Below are 24,857 nucleotides of genomic sequence, written 5' to 3'. Positions count from 1 at the left end.
GAAGCCCCTCTTCCCCACGCACCCCCTCCGGCGGCGGGTGGGGGGGCCGCGAGCCCCCCCCCCACACCGGGCATCAGCTCTTCCGTTACGGCCAGCTGGACTCGATCTGGGCGAGCACGGGCTCCGTCTCGGCACCCGAGACCCAGTCGACCATGCCGGTCCAGAAGGTGCCGGCGCCCACGGCTCCGGGCATCAGGTCGGAGCCGTCGAACCGGAACGTGGTGTTCGGGTCCTGCAGCGTCTCGACCGCCGACTGCAGCAGCGGGCTGCCGGCGTTGGCCGGGTCGAGCCCGTTGTTGGCGGAGATGACGCCGCCCAGCGAGACGCGGTTGTTGGCCCACAGGTCGCTCGACAGGTAGGTCTGCACGGCCACGACCTCCTCGGCGTCGTTGAAGGCGCCCACGAACTCGCCGCCGCCCGTGACCGCGGCCGCGTCGGCCTCGGTGCCCGGGAGGATGAAGCCCCAGACGTCGCCGTCCTCGGCCACCGTCACGCCCTCGCCCCAGAAGCCCTCGTAGAACGAGGCCTGGTGGTGCATGGCGCACTCGCCGTCGAGCACCGGCAGGCCGGCCTCGCCGAAGTCGGTGGTCGCGATCGTCGAGACGTCGCCGATGCCGCCGTTGACGTAGTCGGGGTTCTTGATGAGGTCGCCGACGCGGTCCATCGCCTCAACGATCTCAGGCGAGTCGAACGGGATCTCGTGCGTGATCCACTGGTCGTAGACATCCGGTCCCGCGGTGCGGAGCACGTAGTCCTCGATCCAGTCGGTGCCCGGCCAGCCCGTGGCCTCGCCCGAGCCGAAGCCGACGCACCAGGGGGTGACCTCGGACTCGGCGATCGTGGCGGTCAGCTCGTCGAGCTCGTCGAGCGTCGTCGGCACCTCCCAGCCGTTCTCCTCCCAGACCGACGGCGAGTACCAGACGAAGCCCTTGACGCTCGCCATCAGCGGCGCGGCGTAGAACGTGCCGTCGACGGTGCCGTAGTTCTGCCAGTCCTCGGTCCAGAACTCCTGCGCGTTCGCGACCACGCTCTCCGGCGCGGGCAGCACGCTGCCGGTGCCGGCGACCGAGGCCAGCAGGCCCGGCTGCGGGAAGATCGCGAGGTCGGGCGGGTTGCCGCCCTGGACGCGCACGTTGATCTGCGCCTCGAACTCGGCGGAGCCCTCGTAGACGACCTCGATGCCGGTGCACTCCGAGAAGTCGGCCCACGACTCGTTGAGGCGGTTGGCCTCCTCGTCGAGGATCGTGCCGTAGATGTTGACCTCGGCGCCCTCGAAGGTGCCGTAGTCGGCGTAGTCCTCGCAGCCCTCAGCAGGCGCTGCCGTGCCGCCGGGCTCCTCGGATGCGCCGGGCTCTGCGTCGCCGACGCAGCCCGTCAGGGCGAGTGCGGCGACGCCGACGATGCCGAGCGGCAGCGCCAACCTGCGTGCGTGCTTCACGTGAACTCCTTCGTTCGGTTCAAGTGCCTGGGACACGAGCCGCGAACGGAGCACGGCGCCGTGCGGAACCGGAACCGGTTCCATTGCAAGTGACGCTAGCGCACGGCACCCCCGCCCGCCATGGAGAACAATGTTGCGATTCGGCAACGATCGACCTGGGGGACACGTGGACGCCCGCCGATCTCGGCGCTACGCTCGGAACCGGTTCCGTTCGATGGAGGAGGCGGCCCGCCGCCCCGGCGCGAGGAGGCGCGATGCCCCGGCTCGACGACGTCGCCCGCGCCGCCGGGGTCTCGAAGGCCACCGCGTCCCGCGCCCTCTCCGGCGCCGACGGGGTCTCCACCGCCACGCGCGAGAAGGTGCAGCGCACCGCCGCCGACCTCGGCTTCCGCGCGAGCGGCGCCGCCCGCCGCCTCGCGACGGGCGTGACCCGCACGATCGGCGTGCTCACGCCATCCGTCGACCGCTGGTACTTCGGCAGCGTGCTGCACGGCATCGCGCACGCCGCCGACCGGCACGAGCACGACGTGCTGCTCTACGACCTCGGCGCCTTCGGGCGCGGCGGGCACGAGAAGTTCGAGCGCTTCATGCTGCGCGGCGAGGTCGACGGGCTCGTCACCATCACCTGGAGCCTCGTCGGCGGCGACCTCACGCGCCTGGCCGAGCTCGGCATCCCCGTCGCGACGGTCGGCGAGCCCACGCCCCACTCCCGCTCCTTCAGCCTCGACGACGACGCCGCCGGCGAGCAGGCGGCCGAGCACCTCGTGCGGCTCGGCCACTCCGACCTGCTGCACCTCGCGAGCGAGACCGAGGTGCAGCCGTTCGACGCCTCCTCCTCCGACCGCCGCAAGCGCGCGTTCGAGCTCGTGTCGGCCCGCCACGGCCTGCGGATGCGCCCGGTGCAGACCGTGCCGACGACGCTCGAGGCCGCCCACGCCGCCGCGCGCGGCATCCTCGCGCGCGCCGACCGCCCCACGGGGATCGTCGCCGGCACCGACGAGGTCGCGTTCGGCGTGCTGCTGGCCGCGCAGCAGCTGGGCGTACGCGTGCCGGAGGAGCTGAGCGTCATCGGCGTCGACGACGTGCCCGCGGCGACCGCCTTCGGGCTCACCACCATCCGGCAGGACCCGGCCCAGCACGGCGAGGACGTCGTCGCCTGGATCATCTCGGCGCTCGGCGAGCCGGAGGCCGAGCCCGACCGCAGCCACACCAACTACGCGCCCGTGCTGGTGGTGCGCGGATCCACGGCGCCGCCTCCCTGATCGACCCAGGGAGCGCGATCTCGGTAGCGTGGTCTCCGATCGCCCGTACGACCCACCGCATCCGCCGCACCCAAGGAGCGTCCGTGAGCTTCTCGAACACCTTCACGTCGCCGATGCCCATCATCGGCGGAAACGCCCCCGGCCTCGCGCTCGACCGCGACTGGCACCGCAAGAGCGTCTTCTACGAGGTGATGGTGCGCTCGTTCGTCGACTCGAACGGCGACGGCTTCGGCGACTTCCAGGGGCTGACGTCGAAGCTCGACTACCTGCAGTGGCTCGGGGTCGACGGCATCTGGGTGCCCCCGTTCTTCCAGTCGCCGCTCAAGGACGGCGGCTACGACGTGAGCGACTACAAGGCCGTGTTGCCCGAGTACGGCACCATCGACGACTTCGGCCACTTCGTCGCCGAGGCGCACGCCCGCAACATGCGCGTGATGATCGACCTGCCGATCAACCACACCTCCGACCAGCACCCGTGGTTCCTCGCCTCCCGCGAGGACCCCGAGGGCCCCTACGGCGACTTCTACGTGTGGCGCGACACCGACGAGGGCTACCCGAACGTGCGCATCATCTTCGTCGACACCGAGGAGTCGAACTGGGCGTTCGACTCGGTGCGCCGGCAGTTCTACTGGCACCGATTCTTCTCGCACCAGCCCGACCTGAACTTCGAGAACCCGGCCGTGCACGAGGCGATCGAGGACACGCTGCGGTTCTGGCTCGACCTGGGCGTCGACGGCATCCGGCTCGACGCGATCCCCTACCTCTACGAGTCGGAGGACGGCAACGGCGAGTCGGAGCCCGCGACCCACGAGTACGTCAAGAAGCTGCGCCGCATCGTCGACGACGAGTACCCCGGCCGCGTGCTCATCGCCGAGGCCAACCAGTGGCCGGCCGAGACCGCGGCGTACTTCGGCACCGCCGAGGAGCCCGAGTGCCACATGGCGTTCGACTTCCCGACCATGCCGCGCATCTTCTACTCGCTGCGCGCGCAGAACGCGGTCGAGCTGAAGCGCATCCTCGCCGAGCAGGTCGACGTGCCGCCGGGCTCCGCCTGGGGCGTCTTCCTGCGCAATCACGACGAGCTCACGCTCGAGATGGTGAGCGAGGAGTACCGCCAGGCGATGTACGGCTGGTACGCCTACGACCCGCGCATGCGCTCGAACGTCGGCGTGCGCCGCCGCCTCGCGTCGCTGCTCGACAACTCGCGCGCCGAGCTCGAGCTCGCCAACGCCCTGCTGCTGTCGCTGCCGGGCTCGCCGTTCCTGTACTACGGCGACGAGATCGGCATGGGCGACAACATCTGGCTCGACGACCGCGACGCATCCCGCACCCCCATGCAGTGGACGCCCGACCGCAATGCCGGCTTCTCGAACGCCGACCCGGGCAAGCTCTTCCTGCCGGTCGTGCAGTCGCTCGTCTACCACTACTCGTCGGTCAACGTCGAGGCGCAGATGGCGCAGGCGTCGAGCCTGCTCAACTGGATGCGCTCGGTGCTGCACGTGCGGCGCGCGCACCCCGTCTTCGGGCTGGGCGACATCACCGTGCTCGACACCGACAACGAGGCCGTGCTCGCGTTCGTGCGCACGTACGAGGGCGACGGCACCTACGCCGGCGCGCGCGCCGAGCAGGTGCTGTGCGTGTTCTCGTTCAGCCACAACCCGGTGCACGTCACCGTCGACGCCCCGCAGTTCGCCGGCTCGCGCCTCAACGACCTGTTCGGCGGCGGCGCGTTCCCGACGATCGCCGAGGACGGCCGCTTCTCGCTCACGTTCGGCACGCAGTCGTTCTACTGGCTGGGGATGACCCGCCCGTAGCGCCCGCGGGTGCGCGCCGTCAGCGGGCGCGCACCACGATCGTGCGCGCGGCCTTGTCGTGCAGCGCCTGGCTGCGGCCGTCCCACAGCGGCCACAGGTGGTCGGCGATGCTGAACATGCCCGCGAGGAGACCGAGCACCGGCACGCCGCTCAGCAGCTGCGGGCCGCCCTGCTGCACGACCCAGCGGAGGCTCGCCGCGCGGCCGTCCGGCAGCCGGTCCTGATCGGCCATGCGCACGCGGATGCCGACGAGCATCTTGCCGGGCGTCTGGCCCTTCCGCATGTGGAAGCCGACGTTGTAGAGGAAGTGCGCGATCGCGCCGACGACGAGGGTCGTGGTCGTGGCGGCGCTGAAGGGGGCCGTCATCGCCTCGAGGTCGGCCATCGCCGACTCGTCGCCGGCCGCCAGCCTGCCGATGATGTCGAAGTAGCCGAACATGCCGAGCAGCACGAAGGCGAGGACGACGAAGGGGATGCCGTCGATCACGTAGGCGGCGAGGCGCGCGCCCCAGGTGGCGGCGGCCGGCGCTGCTGCGGCGGCCGGCTGCTCCGGCTGCTGCGGCCACGGCGCGGGCGACCACGTGGGCGCCGGGGCGGGCTCGCGCGTCTGCGCGATCCACTGCGCGCCGTCCCACCAGCGCTCCACGCCGGGGGCGGCGGCGTAGGGGTCGGGGTACCACCCTGGCGGCTGCGTCGTCATGCCTCGATCGTAGGCGCTGGCGGGTCGCCCGACGGCGGCCGGGGCTAGCGTGGAGCCATGAGCAACGACGAGGCGCTGCTGGTCGAGAATGCCGAGCAGTCCTGCATCGACGAGGCGCGCGAGGCGGGCGTCGAGCTGCTGCTGCCGCGCGAGGTGCCGCTCGGCGGCCCCCGCGCGCTGCCGGTGCTGCGCAGCCTGCCCAACAAGCACCGGCACATGATCGGCGCGTGGTGCTTCGCCGACTCCTTCGGCCCGGCCGACCTGACCGACGGACCGGGGATGGATGTGCCGCCGCACCCCCACACGGGGCTCCAGACGGTCTCGTGGCTCGTCTCCGGCGCCGTCGCGCACACCGACTCGACGGGCGCAGAGCACACGGTGCGGCCCGGCGGCGTGAACGTCATGACCGCGGGCCGCGGCATCGCGCACAGCGAGTACTCGACGCCCGACACGACCGTGCTGCACGGGGTGCAGCTGTGGACGGCGCTGCCGCTCGCCGACCAGGGCGTCGACCCGTCGTTCGCCGGCCTCGACGCCGTGCCGGAGGTGCCGCTCGAGGGCGGCGCCGTCGCGCGCGTCTTCGCGGGCCGCTACGCCGGCGCCGCGAGCGCCGCGCCCGTCTACTCGCCGCTGCTCGGCGCCGAGCTGCGCATCCCCGGCGGCGGCGAGGCGGCGCTCGCCCTCGAGGGCGCGTTCGAGCACGGGGTGCTCGCGCTCACGCCCGGGATCGCGCTCGACGACGTGCCCATCGGCGTCGGCGAGATCGGCGTGCTCGAGCCGGGCCGCGCATCCGCCGTCGTCTCGGCGGGCGACGGCGAGGGCATCGCGATCCTGCTCGGCGGCGTGCCGCACGAGGAGGAGTTCGTGATGTTCTGGAACTTCATCGGCCGCGACCACGCCGAGGTCGAGCGGGCGCGCGAGGCGTGGATGGCGGAGCGGGATGCGCCGGAGGGCGAGCGCGGGCGCTTCGGCCTCGTCGACGACGGCTCGGGCGCGACGCTGCCGAGCCCGCGCCTGCCGACGGTCGAGCTGCTGCCGCGCGGGCGGGCGAAGCGGCGGCGCTGAGCGCGGCGCGGCTCGCGCGTCGCCGGCCGCGGCCCACGCGTCGACGGCCGCCGCCCGCGAACGCGACCCGTTGCACCGAACAGGACCCGGTGCACCGGGTCGCGCTCGGTGGAACGGGTCGCCGGGGCGGAGACCCGCGGCCGTCAGGCCTTCGCGGCCTCGAGCGCGAGCCGCACGATCGCGTCGGCCATGGGCGCCGGCGCCCAGTCGTGCATGGCGCCGGGCATCTCGCGGAAGGTCGCGCGCGGCAGCGCCTCGGCGAGGCGGTCGGCGGTCTCGCGCATGCCGGGGAAGGTCTGCGCGCCGACCATGACGAGCGCCGGCACCGCGACGCCGGCCAGGCGCTCCGCGAGCGGCACCTCCTCGGCCCACGCGAGCGAGCGCGCGTCGGCGCGGTAGGTGCGGCTGCCTGCGGCGATCTGCGGCCACTCGGGCATGGCGCGCGCATGCTCGAGGAACTCCGGCGGCATGTCGCGCATGTACTCGACCTGCGCGGCCTCGAGGTCGCCGGCGTCGAGGTGCACGAGGAAGTCGGCCTCGAACTGCGCCGCGCCCCCGCGGAACTGCCCGATCGGCGCCTCCCAGAGCGCGAGCCCAGTGACGGGCAGCCCCGCGTCGGCGGCGGCGAGGGCGATCGAGCAGCCGGAGGAATGGCCGACGAGCACGGCGGCGCCGCCCACCGCGTCGATCGCGGCGGCGATCGCGTCGAGCTCCCGCTCGAGGGTGAGGTGGCCCTCGGCAGCGCTCTCGCCGCGGCCGAGCCGGTCGAAGACGAGGGTCTGCACCCCCTGCCGGGCGGCGAGCTCGGCCGTGCGCGTCGTCGTGGGGTCGGTCGCGCGGAACGGGCCGGCCCCCGCGACGAACGCGACGCCCGGGCCCTCGCCGAGCCGGTCGAACGCGATCCGGTCGCCCGAGCGCGTCATCGCGATCGCGCTCATCGGGCCGCCTCGCGCTCGCGCCGCGCGATCCGCACCACGATCTCGTCGCCCGCGGCCTTGCCCAGCGCCGCGACGACGGCGCGCTTCAGCGGCAGCATGTGGGTGCCGCCGCCGAACGGCAGGAGCGTCGCCTCGATCGGCACCGCGTCGACCGTCCCCGCGACGCGCACGGCACCGCCGACGCCCATCGCCTCCTTCGAGCCGGGCAGCAGCACGTACGTCCACCCGCCCTCGTGCTCGTCGACCACGATGGTCGCCTCGGTCTCGATCGTGCCCGCCTGCGTGGTCATCGCGGCCTCCTCGCGTGAGAACTGGACTGACCAGTTCCGTTGTGGTGCGAGACTAGACGGTACAGTTCTTGCATGTCAACGGTCGCCGAGCAGCCCCGCAGCGCGCGCATCCACGCGGCGATCCTGGCCGCAGCGGAGGACGTGTTCCTGCGCGACGGCTACGTCGGCGCGAGCATGGACGAGGTCGCGCGGCTCGCGGGCGCGTCGAAGCAGACGGTCTACCGGCACTTCGGCAGCAAGGAGCGCCTCTTCGTCGAGCTCGTCTCGTCGATGACGGATGCGGCGGGCGATGCGGCCGGGCACGAGGCGGATGCGTCGGGCGAGGTCGAGGCGGTGCTCGTGGGCCTCGCGTCGGCGATGCTCGACGGCGTGCTGACCCCGCGCATCCTGCGGCTGCGCCGCCTCGTCATCGGCGAGGCCAACCGCTTCCCCGAGCTGGGCCGAGCGCTGCACGCGCACGGACCGGCCCGTGCGATCGCGGGCGTCGAGCGGCGCCTGCGCGCGTGGGTGGATGCCGGGCTGCTGCCCGAGCACGACACGGCGGCCGCCGCTCGCCACTGGAACTGGCTCGTCATGGGCGGGCCGCTGAACGACGCGATGCTGCTCGGCGACGACGCGATCCCGGGCGCCGCCGAGCGCCGGGCCCACGCCGAGGCCGCGGTCGCCGCGTTCCTGCGCTCGCTCGGCGCGCTGTAGCGCCGCCTCCGCCTCGAACGGGACCCCTTCCACCGAACGGGACCCGGTGGACCGGGTCCGGTTCGGTGGAACGGGTCCCCGGGGCGGAGACGCGCGGGCGTCAGCCCTTCGCGGCCCGCTTCGCCGCCTGCTTCGCGGCGCGCACCTCGGCGAGCGACGCGGCGTCGACGATGTCGGCGACCGAGCGCTTCGAGCCCTCCTCGCCATACGGGGCCGACGCATCCACCCACCCCGCGCCGTCGAAGCCGGCGCGCTTGCCGAGCAGCGCGAGGAAGATCCTCGCCTTCTGCTCGCCGAAGCCGGGCAGCGCCTGCAGCCGGCGCAGCACCTCGGGGCCGTCGGGCTCGCCGCGACGCCAGATCGCGCCGGCGTCGCCGCCCCACTCCTCGACCACCGCTGCCGCGAGCTGCTGCACGCGCTTCGCCATCGAGCCGGGGAACCGGTGCACGGCGGGCTTCTCGGCGAACGCCGCCTGGAAGGCCTCGGGGTGCATCGAGGCGATCTCGGATGCGTCGAGGCGGCCGAGCCGGTCGCGCAGCTTCGCGGGCCCGGCGAAGGCGGTCTCCATCGGCACCTGCTGGTCGAGCAGCATGCCCGTGAGCAGCGCGAAGTCGTCGTCGGAGAGGAGGCGGTCGGCGGCGTCGTCGCCGGTCAGGTGCAGCTCACGGGTCATGCTCCCAGCCTGGCACGGACGAGGCCCGCACAGGGTGGCGCCCCCCACCTGGTCACGACAGGCGAGGGGCGCCGCCGATGGAATTATGACACCGTTACGGCTTGCGGCGCCACTGCTCGGTGGGCGGATTGGCTCGTCGCGGAGGACGCCCCTGGTGCAGCCCGGCGCGAGCGCCTAGCCTGGCGCCACGAGCCCGCGCCCCCGCCCGGTCACGACGAGCGGGGGCGCGGGTGCCTGTGTCAGGCCTCCTGCTCGTCGCGCCTCCGGCGCAGGAGCAGCAGGCCGCCGCCGACCAGCAGCGCGATCGCGACGGCGATCATGCCGGTCGGGATCTCTCCGCCCGTGCGGGGCAGGGCCGCCGGGCCGTCGCCCTGCGCCGCGCCGGGCGCCGGCGTCGGGGCGGGAGCGGTCGGCGCGGGAGTGGGCGTCGGCGTGGGCGCCGGCGTCTCGGCCGGCACGGGCTCGGTGCGGCTCGCCGCCACCGTCACCGCGTTCGACTCGTGCGCGTCGGTGCCCTCGGCGTAGACGGTCGCGACGTTGCGGAACTCGGCGTCGGCGGTGGCGCCGGGCTCGAGCGGCGGTGCCGCGGGGATCGCCGCGGGGATGGTGATCGTCACCGTCTCGCCGGGCTCGACGACGTCGAGCTCGACGGTGTGGGTGCCGGTCGCCGCGTCGAGCGTCGCGGTGCAGTCGGCCGAGCACGTCGCGGGACCCGCGGCGAGCAGCCCGTCCTGCAGCGCGTCGACCACGACCACGCCGGTGCTCGCGACGGTGCCGCTCGCCGTCACGTCGATGCGGTACTCGACCGCGTCGCCGAACGCGACCTCGCCGTCGGACGGCGCCCACGAGCCATCCGCCTGCTCCCACACCGACTTCGTCGCGGTGACGTGCCGGCCGTCGATGGCGGTCTCCTCGCAGTCGACGTTGTCGCTGTCGCTGCCGCAGTCGGGCGAGTCCGGCGCCGGGTCGTCGGCGGTCGATGCCCACGCGAGGTTCACGAGCGGTGCCGCGGCGAGGTCGTCGGCGATCGCGACGGTGAGCACGAGCTCGACCGAGCCGCCGGCGACGAGCGCCGCCGGGTCGACGGCGCAGGTGACGCGCTGGCTGTCGGCGGCGCAGCCCGCGGGCGCGTCGACGAGCGTGAGCCCGTCGGGCAGCACGTCGACGACCGTCACGGGCTCGCCGGCGTCGGCGTCGCGACCGCCCGCGTTGTGCACGGTCAGCGCGTACGCCACCTCGTCGCCGGGGAAGACGACCGGGTCGCCGTCCTCCTTCGTGAGGCGCAGGTCGACCGGCAGGTCGTCGTTGACGATCGTGCAGACCGCCTCGTCGCCCACCGCGAGCGTCAGCGAGGCGCCGTCGAGCGCGCCGCCGGTGCAGCTCCAGGCCGAGGCGGCGTAGCCGCCGGGCCCTGCCTCCGACAGGGCGTAGGCGCCCGCGTGCACCACCGCATCCGTCACCGCGGCGTCGCCGGTCGCACCCGAGACGGGGGTCGGCCCGTCGGCGGCGAGCGTCCAGTCGGTCGCGAGCGCGTCGCCGCCGTCGTCGGCGACGACCTCCTTCACGAGCGTCAGCCGCGGCGCGATGTCGTCGTTCACGATCGTGCACGTGACGTGCTCGCCGTTCGGCACGACGACCGTCGCCTCGCCGGGCATCGCGGCGCCGTCGCACATCCAGAGGTCGGCCGCGTAGCCGCCGGGACCGGTCTCGGCGAGCGCGTACTCGCCCGCGGGCACCTCCGCGGCCGTCACGGCCGGGTCGCCGGTCGCGCCGGCGATGGTGGCGGCACCCGTCGCCGTGAGCGTCCAGTCGGTGTCGACGGCGATGCCGCCCGCGTCGTTGACGACGAGCTTGCGCAGCGTCAGCTGCCCGGGCAGGTCGTCGAGCACGATCGTGCAGACGGCGTCGACGCCGGGCGGCAGCGCGAGGCTCGCACCGTCGAGCGCGCCGGCCGTGCAGCTCCAGGCGCCGGCCGCGTAGCCGGCGGGCCCGCTCTGCGCGAGGGCGTAGGCGCCGGCCGCGACCGTGGCGCCGGCGAGCTGCTGCGATCCCGTGAGGCCGGCGATCGCGGTCGGGCCGTCGGCCGTCAGCGTCCAGTCGGTCGCGACGCGGGTGCCGCCGTCGTCGTTGACGACCTGCGCGACGAGCGTGAGCGTCGGGGCGACGTCGTCGTTGACGATGGTGCAGACGGCGTCGTCGCCCGGCAGCAGCGTGAGGCTCGCGCCCTCGAGCAGCCCGTCGGTGCAGGACCACGCGGATGCGTCGTAGCCGTCGGGGCCGTCGGCCTCGGCGAGCGCGTACACGCCCGCGTCGACCGCGGCGCCGGTGACCGCCGGGTCGGCGGTCGCGCCTGCGAGCGGGGTCGGGCCGTCGGCGGTCAGCGTCCACGCCGTGGCCGGCTCGGAGCCGCCGTCGTCGTGGACGACCTCCTTGACGAGCGTCAGGCGCGGGGCGACGTCGTCGTTGACGATCGTGCACGTCGCGACCTCGCCGAGCGCGAGCGCGAGGGTCGCGCCGTCGAGCTCGCCGCCGTCGCAGGCCCAGTCGCCGGCCGCGTAGCCGGCGGCGCCGTCCGACTCCGACAGCGCGTACGCGCCGGCGTCGACCGGGGCATCCGTCACCGCGCCGTCGCCGACCGCGCCCGCGATGGGCGTCGGTCCGTCGGCGTGCAGCGTCCAGGCGCCGGCCGGCACGGTGCCGCCGTCGTCGTTCACGACCTGCTTCACGAGCGTGAGGCGCGGGGCGATGTCGTCCTGCACGATCGTGCAGGTGGCCGCCTCGTGGAGCGCGAGCGTGAGCGTCGAGCCGACGAGCGAGCCGCCGTCGCACGCCCAGGCGCCGGCCGCGTAGCCGTCGGGGCCGCCGGTGGCGCGCAGCTCGTAGACGCCGCTGCTGACCGGTGCCGCGGTGACCGCGAGCGCGCCGGACGCGCCGGCGATCGGGGTCGGGCCGTCGGCGCCGAGGCTCCAGTCGCCCGCGACCGCGGTGCCGCCGTCGTCGGTGATCACGTGCTGCTGCAGCGTGAGCGTCGCGCCGATGTCGTCGTTCACGATCGTGCAGACGGCGACGTCGCCGGCGTCGAGGTGCAGCGTGGCGCCGGCGATGTCGCCGTCGGTGCAGCGCCAGCCGTCGGTGCGGTAGCCCTCGGGACCGGCCTCGGCGAGCACGGTGTCGCCGGCGCGCACGGCCACGTCGGTGACGAGCGCCGAGCCGGTGACGCCCGAGACGGTCACGTCACCCGTGGCGCTCAGCCGCCAGTCGGTCGCGGCGCGCGTGCCGCCGTCGTCGTTGACGACCTCCTTCACGAGCGTGAGCCGGGGCGCGATGTCGTCGTTGACGACGGTGCAGACGACCTGCTGGCCCTCGGTGAGGGTGACCGTCGCGCCGCCGGAGCCCGTGCCCTGCAGCGACGCGCTCGGCGTGCCGCCGGTGCAGCTCCAGCCGACCTGCTCGTAGCCGTCGACGCCCTCGGCCTCCGCGAGCGCGTATGTGCCCGCCGCGACCGGCGCCGCCGTCACGGCGTCGTCGCCCTCGTGGCCCGAGATCGGCGTGGGGCCGGTCGCCGACAGCAGCCAGGCGGTGTCGGGGGCGTCGCCGCCGTCGTCGCGGACGACGTCCTTCGCGAGCGTGAGCGTCGGCGCGATGTCGTCGTTGACGATCGTGCACCGGGCCTCGCCGCCGACCTCGAGCGTCAGCGTCGAGCCCTCGAGGTCGCCGCCGTCGCAGTGCCAGCCGAGCGCCGCGTAGCCCGCCGGGCCGCCGAGCTCCGTCAGGGCGTACTCGCCCGCCTCGACCGGCGCATCCGTCACCTCGTCATCGCCGACGGCGCCGCGGATGGGCGTGGGCCCGTCGGCGACGAGGGTCCAGTCGGTCGCGGCCGCGGTGCCGCCGTCGTCGAGCACGAGCTCCTTGACGAGGGTCAGCCGCGGCGCGATGTCGTCGTTGACGATCGTGCACCGGACGTCGTCGCCGACCTCGAGCGTGAGCGTCGCGCCGTCGAGCGTGCCGCCGTCGCAGCTCCAGTCGCCGGCCGCGTAGCCGCCGGGCCCGGTCTCCGAGAGCTCGTAGGTGCCGGCGAGCAGCACGGCGCCGGTGACCTCGGCGGTGCCGGTCGCGCCGGCGATGTCGGCGGGGCCGTCGGCGACGAGCGTCCAGGCGGTCGCGGGCTGCGTGCCGCCGTCGTCGGCGACGACCTCCTTCACGAGCGTCAGCACGGGGGCGATGTCCTCGTTCACGATCGTGCAGGTGACGTCGGCGCCGTTGTCGATCGTGACGACGCCGTCGGCCGTGACGGCCGCCCCGTCGCAGACCCACTGGGAGGCGGCGTAGCCGCCGGGGCCCGCCTCGCTGAGCGCGTACTGCCCCGCCGGCACCGGCGCATCCGTCACCGCGGCGTCGTCGGTGGCGCCCGTCACGGTGACGGGGCCGTCGGCCGTGAGCGCGAAGTCGGCGACGGCCGCCGAGCCGTTGGCGTCGTTGTCGACCACCTTGCGCAGCGTGAGCGTCGCGGGGAGGTCGTCGTTGACGATGGTGCAGACGGCGTCGTCGCCGGGCAGCAGCGTGAGCGCGTCGCCGTCGACGGCGCCGACCGTGCACGACCAGGCGCTCGGCGCGTAGCCGGCGGGGCCGCCCGCCTCCGCGAGCGCGTAGGTGCCGGCGTCGACGATCTGCGCAGTGGCCTCGGGCGAGCCGGAGGTGCCCGCGACGTGGCCGCCCGTGCCGTCGGCCGTCAGCGTCCACTCGGTGCCGATGGCGGTGCCGCCGTCGTCGCGCACGACCTGCTTGACGAGCGTGATGGTGGGCGGGATGTCGTCGTTCACGATCTCGCAGACGACGTCCTCGGCGAGCGCGAGCTCGACCGTCGAGCCGACCGGCTCGCCGTCGCAGCTCCAGCCGCTCGACAGGTAGCCGCCGGGCCCCTGCTCCGAGAGGTCGTAGCTGCCGACGACGACCTCGGCGCCGGTCACGGCCGCGGTCGCGGTGGCGCCGCGGAGGTCGGCGCCGCCCGGGCCGTCGGCGACGAGCGTCCACTCGTCGGCCGCGAAGGGGCCGCCGTCGTCGTTCACGACGCGCTTCACGAGCGTGAGGGTGGGGGCGATGTCGTCGTGCACGGCGGTGCAGACGGCCGTCTCGCCGACAGCGAGCGCGAGCGTCGAGCCGTCGAGGCTGCCGCCGGTGCAGCGCCAGCCCTCGGACGCGTAGCCGGCCGGGCCGCCGAGCGCCGAGAGCTCGTACGCGCCGGCGCCGACGGGGGCCGCGGTCACCGAGGGGTCGCTCATGCGGCCCGAGATCGGGGTGGGGCCGTCGGCCCCGAGGGTCCAGTCGAAGCGGCTCGCGGTCCCGCCGGCGTCGTTGACGACCTCGTGCTCGAGCGTGAGCAGCGGCGCGACGTCGTCGTGCACGATCGTGCAGACGGCGCTCTGGCCGACGTCGAGGGTGACGGAGCCCGCGTCGCTCGCGGCGAAGTCGCCCGTGCAGCTCCAATCGCCCGCGGTGTAGCCCGACGGGCCGTCGATCGCGGCCAGGTCGTACGTGCCCGCGATGACGGGCGCGTCGGTGATCGAGGCGTCGCCGTGCAGGCCGGAGGCGGTCGCGGTGTCGCCGGTCGCGACGAGCGTCCAGTCGCGGGCGACGGCCGGGCCGAGGTCGTCGCCGATCACCTCGTTCTGCAGCGTCAGCCGCGGCGCGATGTCGTCGTTGACGATCGTGCAGCGCACGTCGGCGCCCGACGGCACGGTCACCGTGCCGGTCGCGGCGTCGACGGCGCCGCCGGTGCAGGCCCACGCCCCCGCCTCGTAGCCGCTCGGCCCGCTGTGCTCCGAGAGCTCGTACTGGCCGGCGTCGACCGTGATGGGGCCGAAGCCGCCGTCGCCCTCGATCGCGGCGCCGTCGCCGGGCACGCCGAGCGTCGGGCCGACGGCCCGCAGCGTCCAGTCCTCGGGCTGGGCGTCGCCGCCGTCGAGGCCGATGACCTCCTTGACGAGCGTGAGCGTGCCGGGAAGGTCGTCGTTCGTGATGACGCAGACGGCGCTGTCGCCGTGCCCGAGGGCGAGCGCGCCGCCCGGCATGGTCAGCGACGTCGAGCGGCTCGTGTCGGTGAAGCAGGCGATGCCCTCGATCTCGTAGCCGGAGTGCGCCTGCTCGCCGATCGTCCAGGTGCCCGCCGAGACGGCGGCGTCGGTCACGGCGGCGTCGCCCTCGGCGCCGGCGATCGCGGTCGCCGTGCCCGCGAGCGCCGCGGTGAGCGTGAAGTCGGTGTCGACCGCCGTGCCGCCGTCGTCGCGGATGACCTCCTTGACGAGCGTCAGGTGCGCGGGCACGTCGTCGTGCGTGATGGTGCAGACGACGTCGGCGCCGGTGGCGACGGTGAGCACGCCGTCGACGAGGTCGCCGCCGGTGCAGCTCCACGCGCTGGCCGCGTAGTCCGGATGCGTCGTGCTGGCCAGGGCGTACTGGCCCGCCTCCGCGGTGCCCACGAGCGTGCTCCCCGCGGCGGCCTGCTCGTCGATGCCGCTCACGGCGCCGCCGGCGCCGATGGGTGTCGCCGTGAGGGTGAAGTCGGCGCCGGTGGCCGCACCGCCGTGGTCGTTGACGACGACGCCGTCGAGCGTGATCGAGGTGACCTCGTTCGTGATCACGCACGTGGGGGCGGATGCGCCGATGCTGCTGGGGAAGATCGGGAACGTCTGGCCGGTGGCCGCGCCCTGCTCCCAGATGATGGCGGTCCGCGGCCGCCGGTCGGGCGAGGCCCAGTCCACGTAGGTGCAGACGATGGAGCGCAGGTCGACGCCGGTCGGCAGGTCGAGGTGCTCGGCGAGCCGGTAGTCGGGCGCGGCGAGCAGGCCCGTGACGACCTCGGAGCCGCCGGCGGCGATGGTGCCCGTGACGGCGGTGCCGCCGGTCGCGCCGGAGACCGCCTGGCCGTCGGCCTGGTCGACGGTGTAGCCGAACGACTGGCCGGGCAGCTGCGCGCCGTCGACGACCTTCTGCACGGTGACCGAGCCGCAGTTGCCGATCGCGAGCGACTCGGTGGAGCCGGGGATGATGTCGACGAGCTGGCTGTTGCCGCCCTGCGAGTTGCCCGTCTGGGTGACGATGTCGCCGGTGCGGTACGAGCGGCACTCGCTCGTGGGCAGCAGGCTCGACGCGGTCAGGTCGACGGCGAACTCGCCGAAGGTGTGGGGCTCGGCGCCGGCCTGCGAGGGGCCGGTCGCCGCGGCGTAGACGATCCCGCCGCCGCCCGGCTCGAAGCCCCGTCCCGTCCAGACCCACTGGCGCACGGTGGGCACGCCGTTGCCGAGGTCGAACTCCAGCAGGCGGTCCCCGGCGCGGCCGTCCGGGCCGCCCTCGAGCTCGAAGTAGACCGAGAGGTCGCCGGTGCCGCCGGGCGAGCGGGTCCAGTAGTGGTAGAGCACGACGTGCTGCTCGCCGCCGACCGTGACGAGCTCGTACGTCACGCCGGCGCTGCACAGGTCGGCCTTCGTCATCGCGGTCTTGGCGAGCTCGCCAGGCGCCCAGGCCCAGGAGGCCTGGTGGATGTTCTGGCTGCCGGTGGTGAGGGACGGGTCGGCGGCGGTGCCGCCGTCGCCGATGCAGCGCTCGGTGCGGTCGCTGCGGTAGAGCAGCCCCGTGCTGGCACCGCCGGGCCCGTAGCCGCCGCTCCAGTCGGCCGAGCCCGCCATGTCGCCGTCGATCTCGAACGCGGTCGAGATCGCGCCGAGCGATGCGGCGTCGGCGGAGGGCGCCGCGACCAGCGGCGCGAACAGGCCGAGCGCGAGCGCAGCGGCTGCCGCCGCGATCCGTCGGATCGTCGGCACCTGCTGCGATGCCGTCTGCTTGCCGTGACCCACCATCGGGAGCTCCTCGTGGTGCAAGCGCCGCGCGAGGCGGCTCGATGCGCCGCTCGGTGTCGGACCACCGCGCTGTGATGCGCATCGTGGGGCCAGCAAATGGCGTGCCCGGGGGGCGTTCAATGCCTCGACCGCAAAACTGCGACAACGTTCCAGAACGTGGTTCGATCCCCTGCGGGCATCCTGAGGGAATCTCAGGCGGACGGAGCATTCCTCAAGAAGAGCGCCGGTGCGCGCTCAACGGCGGCCGCCGGGCTCTCGGGCGGCTCCGAGCATCCCGATGGGACGATGGGGGCATGCAGACCAAGCGCTCCAACCCCTGGGCGTGGTGGGCGTTCTGGATCGGGCTGCTCGGCCTCGTCCTGATGCCGATCCCGCTCTTCATCGGCCTCATCCTCGGCGGCGGACTCGCGGCGATCGCGGCGATCCTCGCCGTCATCGCCCTCTTCAAGTCCCGGCACGCCGGCGGCCGCGGCATCGCGCCGGCGATCATCGCCGGCGTCTTCGTGCTCCTGACCTACGGCGGCATCTCGATCGGCGGCGGCGTCATCTGGTGACCGCCGCCGCCTGACGCGAGGGGCGCCTCAGCTGCGGCTGGGGCGCCCTCCGCGTTCCGGGGCGGGCGTGCCGAGCAGCGACCGCGCCGCCATCGCGAGCAGCGCGACGAGGCCCACGAGCAGCAGCCCGTCCGCGGCGATGTAGGCCAGGTGCATGCCCGACCCGCCCTCATCGGCGCCGGCGACCACCGCATCCGTCGTCGCCTGCATGAGCGGCCGCACGACGAGCGCCTTCAGCGCGAGCACGGCCGCGAGCGCGACCACCAGGATGCGCTCGGGCCGGGGCGCGGGCGAGCGCAGCACGGCGAGCAGCAGCAGGCCTGCCAGCACCGCCTCGACCGCGTTCATGGCGGCGAAGACGAGCCGGCCGATGCCGAGGCCCAGCGGGATCGTGATGCCCGGCGCCTGGAACTTCAGCGGCGCCTCGATGAGCGAGATGCCGACGATGAGGCCGAGCCACACGGCCGGCAGCACGAGGCGGGCGGTGCGGGCGAGCATGCCTCCACCGTACGCCCGCAGGCGCCGCGCACCTCGGGAGTGCGAGGATCGGGGGCATGGCACCTCAGCCGTCGACCACCTTGCTCATCCTCGGCGCCTCCGGCGACCTCACGGGCCGCCTGCTGCTGCCGGGCATCGCCACGCTGCTGCGCGCGCAGCCGTCCCGCCGCGTCGAGATCGTGGGCGCCGACCTGCGCGAGCTCACCGCCGACGACTGGCACGACCGCGTGCGCACCGCGCTCGAGGTGGGCGAGACGCAGGGCGCGGCGGCGAAGGCGCTCCTCGCGACGACGCGCTACGTGGCCTCGGACGCCACCGACCCCGTGGCGCTGCAGGCGCTGCTCGACTCGATCGCGTGCGACCGGCTCGTCATCTACTTCGCGCTGCCGCCGCACGTGAGCGAGCGCGTCTGCGGCACGCTCGAGCGGATCGGCGTGCCCGAGGGCACGATCCTCGCGATCGAGAAGCCCTTCGGCGACAGCCTCGAGTCGGCGAGGCGACTCAACGCCCTCGTCACGCGCATCGTGCCCGAGGAGCGCATCTTCCGCATCGACCACTTCCTCGGGCTGCACACCGTGCTCAACCTGCTCGGGCTCCGGTTCACCAACCGGCTGCTCGAGCCGACGTGGGATCGCGACAGCATCGAGCGGGTCGAGATCCTCTACGACGAGACGGTCACGCTCGAGGGCAGGGCCGGCTACTACGACCGCAACGGGGCGCTGCGCGACATGATCCAGTCGCACCTGCTGCAGATCATGGCGCTCATCGCCATCGAGCCGCTCGCGAGCGTCGGCGAGCGCGACCTGCGCGACGCGATCGGCCAGGTGCTGCGCGCCGCGAGCGTCGTCGACCCGGTCGAGCACTCGCGCCGCGCGCGCTACACCGCGGGCGACATCGACGGGCGCGAGGTGCCCGACTACGTCGCCGAGGAGGGCGTCGACCCGGGGCTCGGCACCGAGACGCTCGCCGAGGTGCAGGTCGAGATCGCCAACCCGCGCTGGGCCGGGGTGCCGTTCGTGCTCCGCTCGGGCAAGTCGCTCGCGGGGGTGCGCAAGCGCGCCATCGTGCACTGGAAGGCGCCCGCGCACGTGCCGAAGGGCCTCGCGGGCCGCGACACCGCCGACCGCCTCGTGATCGACTTCAAGCCCGACGGCTTCGAGCTGCACCTCACCACGAACGGCAAGGGCGACCCCTTCACGCTCGAGCAGACGGTGCTGCGCGGCGAGCTCGGCGGCGGCGCCCTGCTGCCCTACGGCGAGGTGCTCGGCGCCATCCTCGACGCCGACCCGCGGCTCGCCGTGCGCGGCGACGCGGCCGAGGAGTGCTGGCGCATCATCGAGCCGGTGCTCGCGGCGTGGAAGGCGGATGCCGTGCCGATGCAGGAGTACCGGGCCGGCTCCGCGGGCCCGCGCGGGTGGCGCACGAACGAGCGCTGACCGCGACGGCCCGTCCTCCACAGACGCGCCGCGGATCGTTGCGCGCCGGCGGCGGGCAGGCGTACAGTCCTGGGCAAGTCAAGCGGTGCGGACCGACCAGGCGCCTTCACCAGAACTTGCGAGAGCGCAAGCGCCCGATGTGCCAGTCCGCACCGCTTCTTCCTGCCCGCAGCCGATGCCAGGGCGCTCGGCGAGGCCGGGCTCGCCGCCGGGACCGGGCCCTATGCTTGCTCGCATGCCGCCCAGCACCGAGGAGCTCGCCGACCGGCTCGCCCGCACCCGCGCGCGCATGCAGCGCTCGGGCCTCGACGGGCTCGTGGTCGTCGACCCCGCCAACCTGCACTACCTGACCGGCTACGACGCCTGGTCGTTCTACATGCCGCAGCTGCTGTTCGTGCCGCTCACCGGCGAGCCGCTGCTCATCATGCGCGCGATGGACGCCGGCGGCGCGCACCGCACGGCGCTCCTGCCGCGCGAGCGCATCCTCGGCTACCCCGAGTCGCTCGTGCACCAGCGCGACGCGCACCCCTTCGACTGGGCGGCCGAGCAGCTGCGCGAGCACGGCTTCGCGCACCGAGGACGCATCGGCTACGAGCCCGAGGCGCACTTCCTCACCGTGCGCTCCTTCCACGCCCTCGAGCGCGGCCTGCCCGAGTGGCAGCTCGTCGACAGCCACGACCTCGTCAACTGGGTGCGGCTCGTGAAGAGCCCCTACGAGCTGGACCTCATGCGGGGAGCCGGCCGCGTCGCCTCCGCCGCCATGCGTGCGGGCATCGACGCGATCGCCGACGGCGCGCGCCTCAACGACATCGCGGCCGCGATCCAGTTCGCGCAGGCCACCGGCGTCGAGGGCGTCGAGGGCGACTACCCGGCGATCGTGCCGATGCTGCCGACCGGCGAGTCGGCCGACACGCCCCACATGACCTTCAGCGCCCGCCGGCTCGACCGGGGCGAGGCGATCTCGATCGAGCTCGCGGGGGCCCACCGCCGCTACCACGCGCCGCTCGCGCGCACCGTCTCGCTCGGCCGCCCCGACGCCCGCCTCGCGGGCCTCGCCGAGATCACCGCCGAGGGCCTGCAGGCGGTGCTCGAGGGCATGCGCCCGGGCGCCGTGGTGGCCGACGTGCACGGCATCTGGCGCGAGCACCTCGCGCAGCACTCGATCGAGAAGCCGTCACGGCTCGGCTACTCGATCGGCATCGGCTACCCGCCCGACTGGGGCGAGCGCACCGTCTCGATCCGCGGCGACGACCTGACGGTCATCGAGCCGGGCATGTGCCTGCACATCATCGCCGGCATGTGGATGGAGGGCTACGGCTGCGAGCTGAGCGAGTCGATCGCGATCACCGCCGACGGCGTCGAGCTGCTCACCGACGCCCCGCGCGAGCTCATCGTGCGGGAGGGCGCGTGACGGATGCGCGCGACGCAGGCGACGTCGACGACGTCGCGCGGGCGCTCGCGCTCATCGACGAGGCGACCATCGTCGCCGACACCTCGTCGCTCATCCTCGCCGCGAGCGAGAACCCCGGCGGCACCGAGCTCGTGGCGGTGCGCGTGCTCGAGTCGATCGCGTCGCGCCTCGGAGGGCGCAGCCGGCGCTCGCTCGTCGCCCCCGAGCGCCCCAACCTGTCGATCCGCTTCGGGCCCGACCCCTCCCCCGAGGCGCCCGGCGTGCTCATCCTCGGCCACTCCGACGTCGTGCCGGCGGGCGAGGGCTGGGCGGCCGACCCGTTCAACCCGCGCGTCGCCGACGGCTGGCTGACGGGCCGCGGCGCCACCGACATGAAGGGCGGGCTCGCCGCCGCGCTGCAGGCGATGGCCGCCGTGCACCGCGTGCGCCCCGAGCTGCCGCTCGAGCTGCTCGTGACGGTCGACGAGGAGGATCTCGCGACCGGCATCCAGGCGCACCTGCGCGCCGACGACGGCCCGCGCGACGCCTACCGCGCCTGCATCGTCGCCGAGCCCACCGACCTCGCGGTCGTGATCGCGTGCCGCGGCGCCGCCAACCTGCAGGTCGACGTGCGCGGCCGCGCCGCCCACGCGGGCCGCCCCGAGGACGGCGCGAGCGCGATCACGACCGCCGCGCGCATCGCCACGTGGATCGCCGACGACCACGAGCGGATGCGCGCGGGCGCCTCGGGCCTGCTCGGCTCGGCGACGTGGAGCGTGGGCCGCATCGAGGGCGGGCACGGCACGTCGATCGTGCCCGACCGCTGCACCCTGCTCGTCGACCGCCGGCTGATGCCGGGCGAGACCGGCGCCGAGGCGCTCGCGCAGCTCGAGGCCGGGATCGGTGGCGTGCTCGGCGACGACGGCTGCGACGCCCACGCGTCGCTCCTCATGGAGATGCCCGGCTTCGAGACCGCCCCGACGCATCCGCTCGTCGCCGCCGCCGTCGAGGCGCTCCGCGCCGAGGGCGCGGCGGCGCCGGTGGAGGCCTGGACGGCGGCGTGCGAGGGCGGCTTCATCGCCGAGCACCACGGCTGCCCGACGATCATCCTGGGCCCGGGCGACATCACCGGCCAGGCGCACCAGCCCGACGAGCGCGTGCGCATCGCCGACCTCTCGGCCGCCGCCCGCGCGTACACTCGCATGCTCATCCACCTGCACACCTGACAGCCCATCCGCACGACCCCGACGCACCACGACCGGCACCGGCAGCACGCGCGGCGCCGCCCAGGAGGGACACGGCCATGACCGAGCAGCACGCAGCACACCCCACCGAGCCGCCGCCCATCACGCGCGAGCTCGACCTCTCCCCGCTCCAGCGCAAGACCGTCAAGAAGTCGGTGCTGGGCGCGATGGCGGGCAACGCCATCGAGTGGTTCGACTACGGCATCTACGGCTACCTCGCCGTGCACCTGTCGACGCAGATCTTCGGCGGCTCCGAGGACGCCATCCTCTGGACGCTGTTCGGCTTCGCCGTCTCGTTCCTGATCCGCCCCATCGGCGGCGCCGTGCTCGGCCCGCTCGGCGACCGCATCGGCCGCCAGAAGGTGCTCGTCTTCACGATCATGATGATCTCGGTCGCCACCGCGGCGATCGGCATCCTGCCCACCTTCGAGCAGGTCGGCTGGCTCGCGCCCGCGCTGCTGTTCCTGCTGCGCATCGTGCAGGGCTTCTCGGCCGGCGGCGAGTACGCCGGCGCCGCGGTCTACATGGCCGAGCACGCGCCCGACGACCGGCGCGGCTTCTGGGGCTCCTTCCTCGAGTTCGGCACGCTGCTCGGCTTCTCGCTCGCCGCGATCCTCGTGACGGCGCTCGAGCTCATCGTCGGCACCGACGGCATGGCCGAGGGCTGGTGGCGCCTGCCGTTCCTGCTCACGCTGCCGCTCGGCATCGTCGCGCTGCTCATGCGCGCGCGCCTGCACGACTCCGAGACGTTCATCGAGGCGAAGGAGCGCGACACGCGCACGAGCGCCTGGCAGACGCTGCGCGACGTCGTCGTGCAGCAGCCGAAGCAGCTGCTGAAGATCATGGGCATCACGATCCTCATCAACACCGCGTTCTACCTGGTGCTGACCTACATGCCCACGTTCCTCACCACCTCCCTCGACATGGACGCGACGCAGTCGGGCCTCATGCTCGTCGGCGTGCAGCTCGTGATGATGGCGGTGATCATCCCGCTCGGCGCGCTCACCGACCGCATCGGCAGGCGGCCCGTGCTGCTCACCGCCGCGATCGGCTTCACGCTCTTCTCGGTGCCGGCGATCCTGCTGCTCAACACCGGCAACGTCGTGCTCCAGGTGCTGGGACTGGCGATCTTCGGCCTGTTCCTCGTGATGCTGCTGTGCAACATCTCCGCGACGCTGCCGGCGCTCTTCCCGACGACCGTGCGCTACGCGGGCTTCGCGCTCGGCTACAACGTCGCCACCTCGCTGCTCGGCGGCCCGGCGGGCCTCATCAACGAGTGGCTGATCGGCGAGACCGGCTCGACGCTCGTGCCCGGCTTCTACATGACGGTCGCGGGCATCATCGGCCTCATCGCCATCTGGACGTTCAACGAGACGGCCGGGCGCAGCCTCCGCGGCGACGTCGTGCCGGGCGAGGACGACGTCGACCGCATCGCGATCGGCGAGGAGCTCATCGGCAAGGTGCACGACCCGAAGCACGAGCTCGTCGACGGCGAGCTGCGCCAGGGAGGCACCGGCCGCGCCGGCTGAACCTGGGAGCCTCCCCCAGGCGATCTGTACCCCATCGGCGTACCGTCGAGGCCATGCGAGCACTCACCTGGCAGGGAAAGCGCAAGGTCTCGGTCGAGGAGGTGCCCGACCCGCGGCTGCAGGAGTCGACGGATGCGGTGATCCGCGTCACGTCGACGGCCATCTGCGGGTCGGACCTCCACCTCTACGAGCTGTTCGGGCCGTTCCTCGAGGAGGGGGATGTGCTGGGGCACGAGACGATGGGCATCGTCGAGGAGGTGGGGCCCGCGGTCACGACGCTCCGGCCGGGCGACCGCGTGGTGATCCCCTTCGTCATCGCGTGCGGCAGCTGCTTCATGTGCGCCCGCGGCCTCACCACCCAGTGCGAGACGACGCAGAACCGCGAGCAGGGCACCGGCGCGTCGCTGTACGGCTACACGTCGCTGTACGGCTCGGTGCCCGGCGGCCAGGCCGAGCGGCTGCGCGTGCCGCTCGCCGACTTCAACGCCACGAAGGTCGGGCACGAGCTGCCCGACGACCGCTACCTGTTCCTCAGCGACATCCTGCCCACCGCGTGGCAGGGCGTGCAGTACGCCGACGTGCCCGAGGGCGGCACGCTCGCCGTGCTCGGGCTCGGGCCTGTCGGGCAGTTCGCCGCCCGCATCGGCCGGCACCTCGGCCACCGCGTGATCGGCGTCGACCCGGTGCCCGAGCGCCGCGCGATGGCCGAGCGGCACGGCATCGAGACGATCGACATGACCGACGCGGTCGAGGTGCTGCGGGCCGCGACCGACGGCCGCGGGCCCGACTCGATCGTCGACGCCGTCGGCATGGAGGCGCACGGCGCGCCCGGCACCGCCGCGGCGCAGGCGGTCGTCGGCGCGCTGCCCGACCTGCTGGCCAAGCCGATGCTGCGCAACGCCGGCCTCGACCGCCTGACCGCCCTCTACACGGCGTTCGACGCGGTGCGGCGGGGCGGCACGGTGTCGCTGAGCGGCGTGTACGTCGGCCAGGCCGACCCCATCCCGATGATGACGCTGTTCGACAAGCAGGTCGCGATCCGCATGGGCCAGTGCAACGTGCAGTCGTGGCGGGATGCGCTCCTGCCGCTCGTCGAGGACCCGTCCGACCCGCTCGGCGTCGAGGACCTCGTGACGCACCGCGTGCCGCTCGAGCGCGCCCCCGAGATGTACGAGCTCTTCCAGAAGAAGCAGGACGGCTGCATCAAGGTGGTCTTGACGCCGTAGGGCGCAATGCCGCACAGCGGCGTTGCGCCCGGAGGGGTCAAGGTCGAGCAGGCGGCCGGAGGCCGCCGTACCGAGACCCAGCCCCGCAAGCGAAAGGCCCCGGGGTGGAGCCCGGGGCCGTTCGTGCGCGAGGGGGGACTTGAACCCCCACGTCCTTGCGGACACTGGCACCTGAAGCCAGCGCGTCTGCCAATTCCGCCACTCGCGCGCACCCCGGAGAACCAGGGCAACCCCACGAGAATATCAGGTTC

At 74.0% G+C, this 24,857-nt stretch carries 17 protein-coding genes and 1 tRNA gene; 10 read left to right on the top strand and 8 right to left on the bottom strand.

The window, feature by feature from the left end:
• Window positions 1-85: 85 nt before the first annotated feature.
• The gene (locus tag AC1RNL_RS06495) at window positions 86-1,438 is read right to left on the bottom strand and encodes an ABC transporter substrate-binding protein (protein ID WP_364193412.1); all 1,353 of its coding nucleotides are present in this window, start codon (window positions 1,436-1,438) and stop codon (window positions 86-88) included.
• Between the two features lie 254 nt (window positions 1,439-1,692).
• Here AC1RNL_RS06495 and AC1RNL_RS06490 point away from each other — a divergent pair, with 254 nt between their 5' ends.
• The gene (locus tag AC1RNL_RS06490) at window positions 1,693-2,700 is read left to right on the top strand and encodes a LacI family DNA-binding transcriptional regulator (RefSeq protein WP_364193409.1); all 1,008 of its coding nucleotides are present in this window, start codon (window positions 1,693-1,695) and stop codon (window positions 2,698-2,700) included.
• Between the two features lie 113 nt (window positions 2,701-2,813).
• Window positions 2,814-4,514, top strand: a complete 1,701-nt coding sequence (gene treS, locus AC1RNL_RS06485) for a maltose alpha-D-glucosyltransferase (protein ID WP_128189546.1) — start codon at window positions 2,814-2,816, stop codon at window positions 4,512-4,514.
• A 19-nt stretch (window positions 4,515-4,533) separates the two neighbouring features.
• Here treS and AC1RNL_RS06480 read toward each other — a convergent pair whose 3' ends face one another.
• A complete protein-coding gene (locus AC1RNL_RS06480; protein WP_400531063.1) occupies window positions 4,534-5,214 on the bottom strand; it encodes an RDD family protein in 681 nt (226 codons plus the stop codon).
• A 57-nt stretch (window positions 5,215-5,271) separates the two neighbouring features.
• On the opposite strand from AC1RNL_RS06480, the gene AC1RNL_RS06475 reads away from it, so the two are divergent.
• Complete coding sequence (locus tag AC1RNL_RS06475; RefSeq protein WP_364193403.1) at window positions 5,272-6,279, top strand: pirin family protein; 1,008 nt, start codon at window positions 5,272-5,274, stop codon at window positions 6,277-6,279.
• Between the two features lie 143 nt (window positions 6,280-6,422).
• On the opposite strand, the gene AC1RNL_RS06470 is transcribed toward AC1RNL_RS06475, so the two are convergent.
• Window positions 6,423-7,217, bottom strand: a complete 795-nt coding sequence (locus AC1RNL_RS06470) for an alpha/beta fold hydrolase (RefSeq protein WP_492934755.1) — start codon at window positions 7,215-7,217, stop codon at window positions 6,423-6,425.
• The gene (locus AC1RNL_RS06465; RefSeq protein ID WP_492934754.1) at window positions 7,214-7,507 is read right to left on the bottom strand and encodes a DUF1905 domain-containing protein; all 294 of its coding nucleotides are present in this window, start codon (window positions 7,505-7,507) and stop codon (window positions 7,214-7,216) included. Before AC1RNL_RS06465 ends, AC1RNL_RS06470 begins: the two co-directional genes overlap by 4 nt.
• A gap of 72 nt (window positions 7,508-7,579) precedes the next feature.
• Between AC1RNL_RS06465 and AC1RNL_RS06460 the strand changes: the two genes are divergently transcribed.
• Window positions 7,580-8,203, top strand: coding sequence for a TetR/AcrR family transcriptional regulator (locus AC1RNL_RS06460; protein ID WP_492934753.1), 624 nt, complete (start codon window positions 7,580-7,582; stop codon window positions 8,201-8,203).
• Between the two features lie 100 nt (window positions 8,204-8,303).
• On the opposite strand, the gene AC1RNL_RS06455 is transcribed toward AC1RNL_RS06460, so the two are convergent.
• Window positions 8,304-8,876 carry an HhH-GPD-type base excision DNA repair protein gene (locus AC1RNL_RS06455; protein ID WP_492934752.1) on the bottom strand — a complete coding sequence of 191 codons (573 nt, stop codon included), beginning with the start codon at window positions 8,874-8,876 and terminating at the stop codon, window positions 8,304-8,306.
• Between the two features lie 239 nt (window positions 8,877-9,115).
• Window positions 9,116-16,729, bottom strand: coding sequence for an LAVTG motif-containing sortase-dependent surface protein (locus tag AC1RNL_RS06450; RefSeq protein WP_492934751.1), 7,614 nt, complete (start codon window positions 16,727-16,729; stop codon window positions 9,116-9,118).
• 293 nt (window positions 16,730-17,022) lie between these two features.
• Between AC1RNL_RS06450 and AC1RNL_RS06445 the strand changes: the two genes are divergently transcribed.
• Entirely contained in the window at window positions 17,023-17,283 is a 261-nt protein-coding gene (locus AC1RNL_RS06445) for a hypothetical protein (RefSeq protein ID WP_128189825.1), read from the top strand.
• A gap of 27 nt (window positions 17,284-17,310) precedes the next feature.
• On the opposite strand, the gene AC1RNL_RS06440 is transcribed toward AC1RNL_RS06445, so the two are convergent.
• Window positions 17,311-17,781 carry a hypothetical protein gene (locus AC1RNL_RS06440; RefSeq protein ID WP_146354671.1) on the bottom strand — a complete coding sequence of 157 codons (471 nt, stop codon included), beginning with the start codon at window positions 17,779-17,781 and terminating at the stop codon, window positions 17,311-17,313.
• Between the two features lie 56 nt (window positions 17,782-17,837).
• On the opposite strand from AC1RNL_RS06440, the gene AC1RNL_RS06435 reads away from it, so the two are divergent.
• From AC1RNL_RS06435 to AC1RNL_RS06415, 5 genes are all read left to right on the top strand, one after another.
• Window positions 17,838-19,217 carry a glucose-6-phosphate dehydrogenase gene (locus AC1RNL_RS06435; RefSeq protein ID WP_492934750.1) on the top strand — a complete coding sequence of 460 codons (1,380 nt, stop codon included), beginning with the start codon at window positions 17,838-17,840 and terminating at the stop codon, window positions 19,215-19,217.
• A gap of 235 nt (window positions 19,218-19,452) precedes the next feature.
• Window positions 19,453-20,628, top strand: coding sequence for a M24 family metallopeptidase (locus AC1RNL_RS06430; RefSeq protein WP_128189828.1), 1,176 nt, complete (start codon window positions 19,453-19,455; stop codon window positions 20,626-20,628).
• Window positions 20,625-21,833: a M20 family metallopeptidase gene (locus AC1RNL_RS06425; protein ID WP_492934749.1), complete on the top strand. Its 1,209-nt coding sequence runs from the start codon at window positions 20,625-20,627 to the stop codon at window positions 21,831-21,833. Before AC1RNL_RS06430 ends, AC1RNL_RS06425 begins: the two co-directional genes overlap by 4 nt.
• Before the next feature lie 77 nt (window positions 21,834-21,910).
• The gene (locus AC1RNL_RS06420) at window positions 21,911-23,380 is read left to right on the top strand and encodes an MFS transporter (RefSeq protein ID WP_492934748.1); all 1,470 of its coding nucleotides are present in this window, start codon (window positions 21,911-21,913) and stop codon (window positions 23,378-23,380) included.
• Window positions 23,381-23,433: 53 nt separating this feature from the next.
• Window positions 23,434-24,606, top strand: coding sequence for a zinc-dependent alcohol dehydrogenase (locus AC1RNL_RS06415; RefSeq protein ID WP_492934747.1), 1,173 nt, complete (start codon window positions 23,434-23,436; stop codon window positions 24,604-24,606).
• A 124-nt stretch (window positions 24,607-24,730) separates the two neighbouring features.
• Here the strand turns inward: AC1RNL_RS06415 and AC1RNL_RS06410 are convergent.
• A tRNA-Leu gene (locus tag AC1RNL_RS06410) sits at window positions 24,731-24,814 on the bottom strand.
• Window positions 24,815-24,857 lie beyond the last annotated feature (43 nt).

The sequence above is a fragment of the Agrococcus sp. GW821-FHT14H11 genome, assembly GCF_058803545.1.
Note: the sequence above shows the minus strand (reverse complement) of the source record. Positions and strands in the feature narration are given on the sequence as shown.

What these genes read in the sequence shown, in the direction of transcription:
- AC1RNL_RS06490 (WP_364193409.1), top strand. Translation starts at nt 1,693, where the DNA reads ATGCCCCGGCTCGACGACGTCGCCCGCGCCGCCGGGGTCTCGAAGGCC.
- treS (WP_128189546.1), top strand. Translation starts at nt 2,814, where the DNA reads ATGCCCATCATCGGCGGAAACGCCCCCGGCCTCGCGCTCGACCGCGAC.
- AC1RNL_RS06480 (WP_400531063.1), bottom strand. Translation starts at nt 5,214, where the DNA reads ATGACGACGCAGCCGCCAGGGTGGTACCCCGACCCCTACGCCGCCGCC.
- AC1RNL_RS06475 (WP_364193403.1), top strand. Translation starts at nt 5,272, where the DNA reads ATGAGCAACGACGAGGCGCTGCTGGTCGAGAATGCCGAGCAGTCCTGC.
- AC1RNL_RS06470 (WP_492934755.1), bottom strand. Translation starts at nt 7,217, where the DNA reads ATGAGCGCGATCGCGATGACGCGCTCGGGCGACCGGATCGCGTTCGAC.
- AC1RNL_RS06465 (WP_492934754.1), bottom strand. Translation starts at nt 7,507, where the DNA reads ATGACCACGCAGGCGGGCACGATCGAGACCGAGGCGACCATCGTGGTC.
- AC1RNL_RS06460 (WP_492934753.1), top strand. Translation starts at nt 7,580, where the DNA reads ATGTCAACGGTCGCCGAGCAGCCCCGCAGCGCGCGCATCCACGCGGCG.
- AC1RNL_RS06455 (WP_492934752.1), bottom strand. Translation starts at nt 8,876, where the DNA reads ATGACCCGTGAGCTGCACCTGACCGGCGACGACGCCGCCGACCGCCTC.
- AC1RNL_RS06450 (WP_492934751.1), bottom strand. Translation starts at nt 16,729, where the DNA reads ATGGTGGGTCACGGCAAGCAGACGGCATCGCAGCAGGTGCCGACGATC.
- AC1RNL_RS06445 (WP_128189825.1), top strand. Translation starts at nt 17,023, where the DNA reads ATGCAGACCAAGCGCTCCAACCCCTGGGCGTGGTGGGCGTTCTGGATC.
- AC1RNL_RS06440 (WP_146354671.1), bottom strand. Translation starts at nt 17,781, where the DNA reads ATGCTCGCCCGCACCGCCCGCCTCGTGCTGCCGGCCGTGTGGCTCGGC.
- AC1RNL_RS06435 (WP_492934750.1), top strand. Translation starts at nt 17,838, where the DNA reads ATGGCACCTCAGCCGTCGACCACCTTGCTCATCCTCGGCGCCTCCGGC.
- AC1RNL_RS06430 (WP_128189828.1), top strand. Translation starts at nt 19,453, where the DNA reads ATGCCGCCCAGCACCGAGGAGCTCGCCGACCGGCTCGCCCGCACCCGC.
- AC1RNL_RS06420 (WP_492934748.1), top strand. Translation starts at nt 21,911, where the DNA reads ATGACCGAGCAGCACGCAGCACACCCCACCGAGCCGCCGCCCATCACG.
- AC1RNL_RS06415 (WP_492934747.1), top strand. Translation starts at nt 23,434, where the DNA reads ATGCGAGCACTCACCTGGCAGGGAAAGCGCAAGGTCTCGGTCGAGGAG.